Here is a 12,744-nt window from a genome sequence, read left to right on the forward strand (position 1 = left end):
CGCGTGTCTGCGACCATCGTCGTGCGGCGTCGGCCCGTTCGCGTCGGTAGGAGTCACCTAGTCCGCGTCACCCGAGGTCGGACATGTCCCTGAGCTGCCTGCGCGAGGTGATACCGAGCTTGCGGAAGATGTTGCGCAAGTGGGCGTCGACCGTGCGGGGGCTGAGAAACAGGCGCCCGGCCACCTCTTTCGTCGTCGCGCCCGCCGCGACCTGGCGCGCGATGTGCGTCTCCTGCATGGTCAGGCGGTCATAGGTGTGCTCGGAACGGCTCCGGGCCACTTCCCCGGTCGCGCGCAGCTCGTCCGCGGCACGCCTGGCGAACGCCTCCAGCCCGATCTCCGACAACTGTTCGTGCGCGGTACGCAGGTGTTCGCGTGCGTCGCGACGGCGGCCCGCACGGCGTAACCACTCCCCGTACCGCAGGTGTGCCCGCGCGAGATGCGGGGTCAGCGAGCTACCCGTCAGGTGCTCGAGCGCCTCCTGGTAGTCGTCTTCCCGGTCGCTGACCAGCGCCCGGGCGCCGGCCGCCACACCGAGGGCGAAGCGGGTTCCCGCGGGTTCCGTGCGCTCGGCCAGGGACTCCAGCGCCGACCGTGCGACGGAGTTCTCACCGCATCGGACCGCGGCCTCCACCAGTTCGGGCAGCGCTATCCCGGTGAGGAAGAGATCGTTGCCCGCCACGGCTCGCGTGGCCGCTTCCAGCGCGGCCGGGTATTCGGCGAGGCCGTTGTACAGCACGGCCGTCGCCCAATGCGCGTTCGCGGTGAGCTGGCCGCTGCCCCGGATCGTCACCTCGGCGAACAGATCGAGCACTTCCTGACGACGGCCGCGCATCGCGGCGAGGTGCACTCTCGGATAGAGCTGTGGCGGGTCGCCGAGAGCGTCGGCGATGGCCTCCTCCTCGGCGACCGCGTCGATCGCCCGCCCGAAGTCGCCGAGGAGGACCGCGGACACGGCCACCTGTGACAGGCCGAGCCGGATGGCCATCGGGGATCCCGTGTCCTGCCCGGTCCGCACCAGCCACTCGACGACCGACGTGTGCAGGTCGAGGTCCCACAGTTCGCCCGCGAGCACCGTGGCCAACGCGGGCACCCTGGTCCAGTCGGCGTCTTCGCCGGTGAGCACCCGCCGGAGCGCGGGCACTCCGGCACGGTGTCCCTCGGTGCTCAACAGCACCAGCGCGTCGAGGAGATCCGGAGGTCCCGGCGACGGCGGTGCCGAGCGGGCCGCGTCGAGCACCCGGTCCATCACTCCCGCGGCCCGTCCGACGGCCAGCCCCATCTCCAGCGCCGCCACGAAGCATTCGCGTGACCGTGCCGGATCGACGGCGGCGAGCCGCTGCGCCGCCCGCAAGATGAGTTCCGGTCCTTTGACGGCACCGTCCGCACCCTGGACGAACGCGACCTGCCCGCGCAGGAGGTCCGCCTCCGCGTGCCGGACGTCGTCCAGCGTTTCGGTGTCGATACTGGCCACCAGATCCGCCGACGCGGTCGCCCGGCCCGCCTCGAGCGTCGCCCGCGCTGCCGCGAGTGTGCGCTCGGTCTGCTTGCCGGGGTCCAGCGACAACGCGGCGGCGCGTTCGAGGAACGCGGCGGCGGCCGCGACGCCTCCACGCGCCTGCGCGCGCGACGCCGACGACTCCAGTTCCGCCGCGACCTCCTCGTCCGGTCCGGTGGTGGCCTGCGCCCGGTGCCAGGCGTGCCGGTCCGGGGCGGCGACCGGGTCGGTGGCATCGGCCAGCGCCCGGTGCGCCGCGACGCGCCGCTCCGGTTCGGCCGCGCGGTAGGTGGCAGAGCGGGCCAGCGGATGGCAGAAGCGCGCACGCGTGTCGAACCGCACCAGCCCGGAGGCTTCGGCGGCGGCGCTCGCGGCGGGCACGTCGATGCCCAGCAGTCGCGCGGCCGTCCACAGCAGTCCCGGGTCGCCAGTGGGATCCGCGCTCGCGAGAAGGAGCAGCAGCCGCGCGTCCGGAGGCAGTTCCGTCATCCTGGCCCGGAAGCTCCGCTCGATCCGGCTCGCGACCGGCGACGGCGTCGGCAACGCGAAGCCACCCGCCTTCGGCAGCTCGATCAGGGCGAGCGGGTTCCCGCGTGCCTCGGCGAGAAGGCGGTCACGCACCCGCTCGTCGAGCGTCGCGGTCTTCTCTTCGGCCAGCAACGCGCGCGCGTTCGCGTCGGTCAGGCCGCTGATCGTCAACCCCGGCAGATCGTCCAGCCCGCGAACGGCGTCCTGGTCGCGGGCCGCGAACACCATCGCGATCGGCTCCGCCGCGACGCGCCTCGCCAGGAACGTCAACGCCTTCACCGAGGCGGCGTCCAGCCAATGGGCGTCATCGACGACGCACAGCACCGGACTTTCCGCCGCGGCGGCCGCGAGCAGTTCCAGCGTGGCGAGGCCGACGCGGAACGGATCCGGCGCGCCATCCGCCAGCCCGAACGCGACAGAGAGAGCGTCACGGTAGGGCGCGGACAGCGTTTCGAGCTGCGCCAGCACCGGAACGCAAAGCTGATGCAGCGCCGCGAACGGCAGTTCACCCTCGAACTCCGCCCCGGACGCACGGATGATCCGGAACCGCTCCGGCGCCGCGTGTTCGACGTGTTCCAGCAACGCGCTCTTGCCGATTCCCGGTTCACCGCGGAGGACGAGCACACCGCCCTCGCCTTGTTCCGCCGCGCGGACGAGAGCGAGGAGTGCCGTGATCTCGTCGCGCCTTCCGACGAGCGATCGGGACGTCGTGGGCATGGGGTGAACCCTAGGGGTGACGCCGCCGCACCAGCGCATCGGCACTGGCAGGCAATCGTCACCGGCGGCGAGTGATCGTCGCGACGATGTCGGTGTCCTTCAGCTTCGCGCTGGGGGTGTGCGAGCTGAGACGGAGCACCGCGGGCCCGAGGACCGGCGTGGTGACGAGCCGCGTGATCACTTTGCGCCGACGTGCTTCACGCTGGTTGCCGGGAGTGAAGAAGCCGCGCTGGCCGAGCCCTGTCCGCAGATAGCGTTCGATGTAGGGACGCAACGCTTCTTCCCACCGTCGCAAGGCTCCGCCGAGGTCGTCCGGCCGTTCCTGGAGAAAGGCGGCCAGCAGGTCCGCGCCCGCCAGACCGGCGGACACCCCGGTGCCCGCGTAGGCCGTCGCGCACCACGCCGAGTCGCCGACGAGCACGACCCGCCCGTTCGACCAGCGGTCCATGCGGACCTGTTCGGCGGAGTCGAACAGGACGTCGCCGGCCGATTCGAGCGCGGCCAGCACACTGCCCAGCGTCGCCCCGAACGGTTCGGGGCCGAAGACCTCCCGCACCCGCTCGGCACAGGGCCGGGTGAACTCGGCGTCGATGTCGTCGCTGCGGTAGGACAGCAGGATGGTCGGGTCCCGGTCCTCGAAGGCGAAGACCCAGACGGATCGGCCCAGTTCGATCATCGTGGCCCCTTCCCCGCGGGCGAGGCCTTCGGGGACGCCGGGGAATTCGTACGCGACCAGCATGTGCCCGAGGCGGCGCAGATAGCGCCGATCAGGCCCGAAAGCGAGTGAGCGCACCGCGGATCGCAGTCCGTCCGCCCCGACGACGAGGTCGAAGCGCTCGGTCACCGAGGTCCCGGCGGTCGTCGTGCGCAGTTCGACGTCCACCCCATCGGCGTCCTGGGCGATCGCCACCGGAACCGTGGAGAACCGGATCTCGACTTCGGCGGGCAGCGCGGCGTACGCCGCCTGCTCGATGTCGCCGCGGAGCATGAGCCAGGGGGTGCCCGGCAGATCCCGGAAACCCATTCCCGGCGATCTGCGGCCGCCGCGGTCGAGTTCGACGTGCGCGCCGCCGGACGCCCGATCGCGCAGGCCGTCGAGTATCCCCATCCGCCGCGCGGCGGTCTTGCCCGCGCCGAACAATCCGACGAAGTAACCGTTGGTGCGCCGGCCGGCGGCTCGCTCCACGATCACCGGCTGCCAGCCGATCTCGTGCAGCCGGAGCGCCGTGGCGATACCGCTGACCCCCAGGCCGACGATCAGGACGCGAGGGCGGGTCGGAACCGAAATGACAGCCTGCCTTTCCACTTCACGAGAGACACCGAGACGAAGGTGGCGCCCTTATACGAATACACCGATTTTGTGGCCGCACAGGCTCGCCAGGCACCGCGCGGTGAACGACGGCTAGACTCATTGGCACTGCGCCAATCCGAACCGGCGTGAAATGACCTAGCGGAAGGCACTCTCGATGGTACAAAAGGTATCCGTTCAGATCGTCGACGACATCGACGGTGGCGAAGCCACCCAGACAGTGCCCTTCGCACTCGACGGCGTCACCTACGAGATCGACCTCTCCGACGACAACGCAGGCACCCTGCGCGACGAGCTCGAGCGCTTCATCGACGCCAGCAGGCGAATCGGCGGACGCAAAGTGAAGGTCGCGACCGGACAGTCCACCGTGGTCAGTGGTACGGCGAAGCCCACCGACCGCGAACGCAACCAGCAGGTCCGCGCCTGGGCCACCGCCAACGGCTACCCGATCGCCGAACGCGGCCGTATTCCCAACGACATCTACGAAGCGTTCGACAACGCCGAGTCGGCCCCCGTCGAACCGGTCGCCGAAGAGGCTCCCGCCAAGCGCAAGCGTGCACCTCGCAAGAAGGCCTGACCTCGGCAAGATCACGTCGCTCGTCCCTTCCCTGTCACTGCCGGGAAAGGGACGAGCGATGATGTAAGCCCCGGATCCGAGTCCATAATGGATGTTCAGCGCAGTACGGTCGACAGTTGCCTCGGATGTGGCTACCCGTGCTCACGTCCGGGCAGTGGAGCTCCCCGGAGGAACTGCTCGTACCGCCGTCGAGCGTCGTCATCGATCTCTGGCGGCACGCGGCCGTACCGTCCATCGGTCCGGTCTCGCTTCGGACCGGAGACCCAGAACTCTTCTCCGGTCTCGACGTCGGAGAAGTTCCCCTCGCCGCCTGGCCGGCGCCGCAGCGTTCGGCCGTGCAGGTACGCGGTCCTCCAGGTCTTGGAAAAACGGACCCAGGCGATCCACGACGGGCCACGATCGGTGTCATAGCCCGTCTTGAGCTGCACATACATGATCCGTTCCGCCATTCCCTCAGGGTAAAGCGCCGCCGTGGCGAGCCGCACGGAGATTTCCGCGAACCGGTCTTCAGAGAAGCGCGGCCAGTGCCGGACCGAACGCCGCCCCCAGCAAATAGGCGAGGTTGAACAAGCCCATCCCCGCCGCGCGATGCGACCCGGCCGCGTCCCCGGCACGCACCGCGTAGACACCCTGGCCCGAGGCCGCCGCGAGCGAGGTCAATGCCTGCGCGATCAGCAGCACGGCAGGGGAAACACTCACCCCGGCGAGCACCAGCCCGACGGCGGCGAGCGCCGGGAACAGCACCGCCACCGCCCGGAACGGGGCTTTCGCCGTCACCGCGACGACCACATAGGACATCAGCCCGCCGAACAGCAGCGGCCACAGGACGGCGAGCCCGACCTCGCCACTGGTCCAGCCGGTCTGCTCGGTCAACAGCCGCGGCAGCACGTACACCAACCCGAAGTTGGCCACCGCCAGCGCGAACGCGAGCCCGGCCGCGATCAGGAAGACCGGCGTTCGCAAAAGCGCGGCGGGCACGAACCCGTCCGGCCGCGCCCGCAGGTGCCCGGCCAGCAGGACCGCGATGACGGCGACCGTGATGGCCGCGGGCAGCCAGAAATGCGGCACGAGCACCAAGGCGGTGACCATCGCGGTCACGAGAATCGCGCCTGCCAGGTCGAAACGTGACGGCTCGGCGGGTGTCCCGGCGGCCGACCGCAGGGCAGCGGGTACGCCGAGCAAGCTGACTGCGGGCAGTGCCAGCGCCAGCTGCCAGCCGAGCGCGTCGCCGACCAGATCGGCGATCAACGGCGACGCCGAGCCGACCACCGCCAGCGAAGAGGTGACCAAGCCCATCGCCCGCGCCGACCCGGCGAGGCTCATGGCCATCGTGGTGAAGCCGGCGGTACCGAGCCCCTGCAGGGCGCTACCGGCGATGAGGACCGGCAGCCACGGAACGGTCGCCACCGCGATGGCACCCGCCAGCACCAGCGCGGCGCAGGTGAGCAACGCGGTCCGGACGCCGCGATGGCTCTGCAGACCGGCGAGCAGCGGCGTGCCGACGGCGATACCCCAGCCGAACGCCGTCACGATCCACGTCACCGTGGCGATTCCGGTACCGAGGGCCGCGGCCGCGTCCGGCAGGATCAGCAACGGCCCGGCGATGCCGAACGACAGCGGGCCGGCCAGCAAAGCCAGCCACGGCGCCGAAATCCGTGCGCTCATCGCTCGTCCATGGTGGGGTAGTCGGTGTAGCCGCGGTGGTCGCCGCCGTAGAACGTCGAGGGATCGGCTGCGGTGAACGGGCCGCCGGTGGCGATCCGCGCGGGCAGGTCCGGGTTCGCCAGCCACAGCTGGCCGAGGCTGATCGCGTCGGCGACGTCGTCGCGCAACGCGTCCGCGCCGTCCGCCGCGCTCGCCGGTTCCTCGCCCGTCGGGTGCGGGTTGAGGATGAGGGTGCCGGGCCACTCGGCGCGGATGAGCTTGGTGATGTCCCGCGTGCCGGACTCGGAGACGTGCACGTACGCCAGTCCTGCCGGGACGAGGGCGCGGATGAGCGCGGGATACAGCAGTTCGGTGTCGCTCTCTCGTATGCCGTTGAGGGTCGAGCCGGGTGACAGCCGGATGCCGGTGCGCTCCGGGCCGATCGCGTCGCCGACCGCCCGCGCCACCTCCACCGCGAACCGGAGGCGGTTCGCGATCGGGCCACCGTAGGCATCGGTGCGCCGGTTGGTGTTGGCGGCGAGGAACTGGTGGATCAGGTAGCCGCTGGCGCCGTGCAGTTCGACACCGTCGAATCCGGCCTCCATCGCCAGCCGCGCGGCGGCGACGAAATCGTCCACGGATCGGGCGATGTCCGCCAGTGTCATTTCCCGCGGTTCCGGATGGTCGAGCAGATCACCCGGGACGTACAGCTTTTCGCCCGACGCGATCGCCGACGGCGCCAGCGGCAGGGCACCGTCCGGGTAGAGGTACGGGTGCCCGATCCGGCCGGAGTGCATCAGCTGGACGAAGATCCGGCCGCCGCGCGAGTGCACGGCGTCGGTGACCACGCGCCACGCGGCGGCCTGCTCCGGTGTGTGCAGGCCGGGAGTGTCGATGTAGCCCTGACCGATGATGCTCGGCTGTGTACCTTCCGTGATGATCAGGCCGGCTCCGGCGCGCTGCGCGTAGTACTCGGCGGTCAGCCCGGTCACCCGGCCGCCTGTCGCGCGGCTGCGCGTCATCGGCGCCATGACCAGGCGGTTCGGCAGTGGCAGGGTGCCCGTGGAGTGCGGGGTCAGCAAAACGTTCATGCGGTGAACCTTCGTCCGGGCGAGCGGCCGCCGAATCGGTAAGGTTTCGGTACCGGGTACTGGGGTTCGGCCTACGTACCTCCCCCGCGGTTACGGAGGCTGGCGTGTTGTACGGCAGGGCCGGCGAGCAGGCGGCGATCGAAGCGCTGCTCGCGGCGGCTCGCGGCGGACGCAGCGGCTCGCTGGTGGTGCGAGGTGAGGCGGGCATCGGGAAGTCCGCGCTGCTGGACTGGGCGGACGAGGCCGCGGCCGGACTGCGCGTGCTACGGGTGACCGGGATCGAAGCCGAGGCCGACCTGGCGTTCGGCGGGCTGGTGCACTTGTTGTGGCCGCTCCAGGACCGGCTCGCCGCGCTGCCCGGTCCGCAGGCTGAGGCGTTGCGCGCTGTCTTGGATTCGGGCCGTACCAGCGGCCAGGACCGGTTCGTGACCGGGCTCGCCGTGCTCACCCTGCTCTCCGACCTCGGCGACGACGGTCCGGTGCTGTGCCTGATCGACGACGCGCAGTGGCTGGATCGCGCGACCGCCGACGCGGTGCTGTTCGCCACCCGGCGCTTGGCCGCGGACCGCGTCGCGATGCTGTTCGGAGCGAGGGACACCGGTTTCACCGCACCGGATCTTCCCGAACTGCGCCCGGCGAGGCTCGACGCGGCAGACGCCGGTCGGCTGCTCGCCGAACGCGGGCTGACACCGCCGTCGCCGTCGCAGATATTCGAGGAATCGGCGGGTAATCCACTGGCACTGCTCGAATTCGCCGCCGCGCAACGGGAACACCACGTCGCCGCCGGACCGCTGCCGGTGGGCGACCGCGTGCTGGCGGGCTTCCGCGCGCAGATCAGCGCGCTGCCCTCGCGGACCCGGCTGATGATGCTCCTCGCGGCGGCCGAGGGACGTGGGCACCTGCCGACGCTGCTCGGTGCCGCCCAGGCGCTGGGCGTCGGGCTCGCCGATCTGGAACAGGCCGAGACCGCGCGGCTCCTGGATGTCACCGGAACGACGATCACGTTCCGGCACCCCCTGATCGGCACCGCCGCCTACCAGGGTGCCGTGCTCGCGCGCCGGGTCTCGGTGCACCAGGCGCTCGCCGAGTCCACTTCGGACGCCGACTGCCGGGTCCGGCATCTCGCCGCCGCCACCACCGCTCCCGATGAGCGGGTCGCCGCCGAGATCGCCGGCTCGGCCGAACGAGCGCGGGCACGTACGGCGTTTTCCGCGGCCGCCGGGTTGTACCGGCAAGCCGCGCAACTCACCGCCGAAACCGGGATGCGAGCGGCACGGCTGGGAGAGGCGGCCTCGTTGGCACTCGCCGCCGGGCACGGAGAGCAGGCCGCCGAGCTGGTCCGCGAGGCGGAGCCGCTGACCGAGGACACCAAGGCGCGCGCGGGCATGGCGCAGGTGCGTGCCGCCGTGGAGTTCGAACGGGGAGACGGGCGTGCGGCCGCGCGTCTGCTCGTCGAGCACGCCCGGTCCGCCGAACCCGCCGATGCGGTGGCGATGGTGCGCACCGGTGCCCGGTACGCCTGGTTCTCCGGCGACCGGGAAACCGTGCGCGCCGCGAACGACGCGCTGGACGGCACCGATCCGCTGGTACGGGGCATGGCCTGCCTGGTGGACGACGACTTCGCGACCGGATTGCCGCTGCTGGCCGAGTTCGTCGGGCGCACTCCGAGCTCCGATCTCGCCTGGACCTACAGCGCGATGATCCTCGGCGACGACACCACCACCAGGGAACTCGCGTCCGCAGAGGTGGCCCGCTGCCGACGTGACGGGCTGATCGGCGTACTCCCCCAGGTCCTGCATGACCTCGCGGGCGCGCAGATTTCGGCCGGACTGCACCAGGACGCCGCCGCGTCGGTGGCCGAAGCGGCGCGGATCTCCCGCGACACCGGGTCGCACCGGCGGCTACCGCGGCTGAACGCCGTGATGGCGCGGATGGCGGCGATCGAAGGTGACGAGCGGCGCTGCCAGGAGCTGGCAGAAGCGACACCGGACGCCGGCGGTGCGGCGAGCACCGCCGCGCTCGCACTGCTCGACCTCGGCCTCGGCCGCTATCAGTCTACTTTGGACCGCCTGGAAACCGTGCAGCGCGGACCGCTCGCGTACACGACGGTGGTGATCACGGCCGCCGCGGACCAGCTGGAGGCTGCGGTGCGCCTGGGCGATCCGGGCCGGGCCGAACCCGCGTTCCACCGATTCGAAGCGTGGGCGACGGCGGGCGGGCAGCCGTGGGCCCAGGCCGTGGCGGCGCGCTGCCGCGCCATTCTGGGCGACGACGAAGCGCATTACCTGCGCGCACTGGAAATCCACACACCCGGCGAACGCCCCTTCGAACGGGCACGCACGGAATTGCTCTACGGCGAATGGCTGCGCCGAGCCAGACGCCGCAGTGACGCACGCGTTCCGCTGCGCTCGGCACTGGAGATCTTCTCGCGGCTGCACGCGAAACCGTGGGCCGATCGCGCGTCGATCGAACTCGAGGCCACGGGCGACTCCGGCCCGGCCGCCGAACCCACCGCCGAGAATCTCCTGGACCGCCTTACCCCACAAGAACTCCAGGTCGTCCGGCTGGCCGCGGACGGCGGTACGAGCCGTGAGATCGCCGCACAGTTGTTCCTCAGCCCGCGTACCGTCGAGCACCACCTCTACCGGGCGTTCCCGAAACTCGGCGTGCGGACGCGCCGGGAGCTGTCCCGATTGGACCTCGGCCGAGTGTGCTGACCTGGCTGTGCGGCAATCCCGGATGAGCTAGTCACGGAACCGATCCGTCGCCTCCAGCAACGCGGCCAGGATGCCGGGCTCGTCGTACACGTGCCCGGCACCCGGCACGATCACCAGCTCCGACTCCGGCCACGCCTTGTGCAGGTCCCACGCGGAGATCGCGGGCGTGGCGAGGTCGTATCGCCCCTGCACGATCACGCCGGGGATGTCCTTCAAGGTGTCCGCGTCCCGGATCAGCTGCCCCTCCTCGAGCCACCCGTTGTTCACGAAGTAGTGGTTCTCGATCCGCGCGAACGCCAGCGCGTAGTCCGGATCGGCGAATTCCGCCACCATTTCGGGCCGGGGAAGCAGCGTCGTCGTAGCGGCCTCCCAGGTACTCCACGCGACAGCGGCCGGCCCGTGCACCTCGGGGTCGGGGTCGGCGAGCAGCTTCGCGTACAGCTCGACGGGATCGCCGTCGAGCCCGGCGAGCGGCGCCGTGAACTTCTCCCACAAGTCCGGGAAGACGTGCGCCGTGCCGCCCCGGTAGTACCAGCTCACTTCGGACGAACGCAGTGTGAAGACCCCGCGCAGCACCAGCTCCGCCACGCGCTCCGGGTGCTTCTCGGCGTACGCCAACGCCAGCGTCGACCCCCAGGACCCGCCGAACACCTGCCACCGCGAGATGCCCAGCGACTCCCGCAAGCGCTCGATGTCGTCGACGAGATGCCAAGTCGTGTTCGACGAAAGATCGCCCGACGCCGAAGCGTGCGGCAATGACCGCCCGCACCCGCGCTGGTCGAACAGGACGATCCGATAGGCGGACGGGTCGAACAGCCGGCGGTGCGACGGTGAGCAGCCGCCGCCGGGACCTCCGTGCAGGAACACCACGGGCTTACCACCGGGGTTGCCGCATTCCTCCCAGTACACGAGGTTGCCGTCACCTGTGTCCAGGTGGCCTGACGCGTGGGGCTCGATCTCCGGATACATGAGCCTATTGTCGTGCATTCAGTGTGCTGAACTCCCGCTCGAGACTGGATCGATTTCCCCTCGATCTTCGAGCCACCCGAGCGCGAGGAGAAAACCAGCCGAGATAACGAATGTGGAGACCACCAAGGCCGCGACCGGCGGCATCTGGGTGCGAAGGATCTGGGAGCCGCCCGCGATGGCGGAGACGACGATGGGGAATACTGCGGCGCCGATAAGGATGCCTACTGCGATGACTGGGCCAGCGTTACCGGAATTGCCCTTGGTCTTCACCATGGCCAGGAAAGCCAAGAGTGCCAGGGAGCCTGCGAAGAAGAATGTAGCTGTTACGGCGGCGGGGCCGATGCCGATTTCAAGCACGGCCAGCGTGGACTTCCATTTGTTGTGGTTGACCATTTCACCGACGCCAAGTGCGCCGATGAGCGCCAAGATCAGGAAGGCGCACTTCCGGTGCCACGTCCCCGGCTTCTTTCGCTCTGGCGCCCCGGCGGCTCCATCGATCACTGTCCTGAACGTGTCGTGTCGGGCCGAGTGCGCCAGCACGGTGGCATCGGAGGGATAAGGGTGATCGGGCAGGGCGATCCACGCGATGTCGCGGACTTCCTTCACGTTCACCGGCACTGGCCTGAACACCGCTGGGTCGAGTGCGGCGGAGTGGTGAACGACATCGTCGAAGATCAGGCGGGACACGATCATGGCGACCAGTCCAGGCGAGTCGGCTAGGGCCTTCTTCAACGGGGCGGCTTCGAGGAGCCTGAAGGCGGTGGTGAGGGAAGTTGAGGTGACGCCGTGTTGGTCGAAGGCCACCTCGCCGGCATGCACGGCCAGGCGCAGTCTGGCCCGCTGGGAGTGATGGCTGGTGTGGTTGTGGGCACGCAGTGCGCGCACCAGCGCCTCGGGTAGAACCTCTACCAGCGGAGCCTTGGGGTATTGAGGTGGGACGAGGACGACCGCACCGTCGCCGCGGTCCTCGTGATAGCAGACCGCCCACGGCACCCCGGCCGCCTGGAGCGCCTCGGCCATGACGGTGTACAGGCCCTGGCGCGTGCCGAGTTGGTGCGGCAAGGTTCGGTCTGGAGCGCCGAACCCCTCGATGTCGACCAGAACCATCACGCGGTGGACCGCCTGACCAGTACTTGCCATCCAACCCTCCAACGGGAGCCCGCGGTACGCCGACGAAGCCGGTTCTACCGTCCAGTGGACCGGTGCCGTACGTCGTTCGCGCAGAAATCACCCGCTCGCCTGTCTCGGACGTAGATCTCATGGTAGGCGCAGACTCGGTTCACCCGCCGAGCGATGCCCGTGCCCGGCGGGTGACGTCGGCCGGGGCCGCCGCGATGACGTCGTCGAGCGCGTCCATGGAGGCTTGAAGATCGCTGATGCCCTGAGCGATGCGGTCGCGCTCCTGGAGGAGATCGGCGAGTAGGTCCGAGCAAGTCGGGACGAGACGGTCTCCGGTATCCCGCAGGCACGGCAGGACCGTGGTGATCGTCGAAGTGCCCAGACCGGCGGCCAGCAGGCTGCGGACCCGGCGGACGACGGCGACGTCCTCATCGACGTACTCGCGGTAACCACTGGGGCGCCGCTGCGGGTGGAGCAGTCCCTGTTCCTCGTAGTAGCGCAACAGATGCACGGCCACACCGGTCCGCCGGGACAACTCACCGATGCGCACGTGGACCTCCCGACTTGACTCTCAT

10 protein-coding genes are annotated in these 12,744 nt (G+C 70.2%); 2 read left to right on the forward strand and 8 right to left on the reverse strand.

Annotation, left to right across the window (positions count from 1 at the left end; all coding sequences use genetic code 11):
- Positions 1 to 67: 67 nt before the first annotated feature.
- Both ACLJRM_RS15790 and ACLJRM_RS15795 read right to left on the reverse strand, forming a co-directional pair.
- Positions 68 to 2,743 (reverse strand): AAA family ATPase, encoded by a 2,676-nt coding sequence (locus tag ACLJRM_RS15790; protein WP_410663374.1) that lies wholly within the window; start codon positions 2,741 to 2,743, stop codon positions 68 to 70.
- A 58-nt stretch (positions 2,744 to 2,801) separates the two neighbouring features.
- A complete protein-coding gene (locus ACLJRM_RS15795) occupies positions 2,802 to 4,049 on the reverse strand; it encodes an FAD-dependent monooxygenase (RefSeq protein WP_410663375.1) in 1,248 nt (415 codons plus the stop codon).
- 160 nt (positions 4,050 to 4,209) lie between these two features.
- Between ACLJRM_RS15795 and ACLJRM_RS15800 the strand changes: the two genes are divergently transcribed.
- Positions 4,210 to 4,629, forward strand: a complete 420-nt coding sequence (locus ACLJRM_RS15800; RefSeq protein WP_101609146.1) for a histone-like nucleoid-structuring protein Lsr2 — start codon at positions 4,210 to 4,212, stop codon at positions 4,627 to 4,629.
- 131 nt (positions 4,630 to 4,760) lie between these two features.
- Here the strand turns inward: ACLJRM_RS15800 and ACLJRM_RS15805 are convergent, their stop codons facing one another.
- From ACLJRM_RS15805 to ACLJRM_RS15815, 3 genes are read right to left on the reverse strand one after another with little or no spacing between them, the layout of a single operon-like run.
- On the reverse strand, positions 4,761 to 5,078 hold the full coding sequence (locus ACLJRM_RS15805; RefSeq protein ID WP_101613347.1) for a hypothetical protein: 318 nt from the start codon (positions 5,076 to 5,078) through the stop codon (positions 4,761 to 4,763).
- Between the two features lie 58 nt (positions 5,079 to 5,136).
- Entirely contained in the window at positions 5,137 to 6,294 is a 1,158-nt protein-coding gene (locus ACLJRM_RS15810) for an MFS transporter (protein ID WP_410663376.1), read from the reverse strand.
- Positions 6,291 to 7,364 carry an alkene reductase gene (locus tag ACLJRM_RS15815; protein WP_410663377.1) on the reverse strand — a complete coding sequence of 358 codons (1,074 nt, stop codon included), beginning with the start codon at positions 7,362 to 7,364 and terminating at the stop codon, positions 6,291 to 6,293. Before ACLJRM_RS15815 ends, ACLJRM_RS15810 begins: the two co-directional genes overlap by 4 nt.
- Positions 7,365 to 7,468: 104 nt before the next feature.
- Here ACLJRM_RS15815 and ACLJRM_RS15820 point away from each other — a divergent pair, with 104 nt between their 5' ends.
- A complete protein-coding gene (locus ACLJRM_RS15820) occupies positions 7,469 to 10,081 on the forward strand; it encodes an AAA family ATPase (RefSeq protein WP_410663378.1) in 2,613 nt (870 codons plus the stop codon).
- A 27-nt stretch (positions 10,082 to 10,108) separates the two neighbouring features.
- On the opposite strand, the gene pip is transcribed toward ACLJRM_RS15820, so the two are convergent.
- The 3 genes from pip to ACLJRM_RS15835 form a co-directional block, all read right to left on the reverse strand.
- The gene (gene pip, locus ACLJRM_RS15825; protein WP_410663379.1) at positions 10,109 to 11,050 is read right to left on the reverse strand and encodes a prolyl aminopeptidase; all 942 of its coding nucleotides are present in this window, start codon (positions 11,048 to 11,050) and stop codon (positions 10,109 to 10,111) included.
- A gap of 18 nt (positions 11,051 to 11,068) precedes the next feature.
- Entirely contained in the window at positions 11,069 to 12,190 is a 1,122-nt protein-coding gene (locus ACLJRM_RS15830; protein WP_410663380.1) for a hypothetical protein, read from the reverse strand.
- A gap of 139 nt (positions 12,191 to 12,329) precedes the next feature.
- Positions 12,330 to 12,719 (reverse strand): MerR family transcriptional regulator, encoded by a 390-nt coding sequence (locus ACLJRM_RS15835; protein WP_410663381.1) that lies wholly within the window; start codon positions 12,717 to 12,719, stop codon positions 12,330 to 12,332.
- Positions 12,720 to 12,744 lie beyond the last annotated feature (25 nt).

The organism is Amycolatopsis sp. lyj-84, assembly GCF_046549075.1.
GTDB lineage: Bacteria > Actinomycetota > Actinomycetes > Mycobacteriales > Pseudonocardiaceae > Amycolatopsis.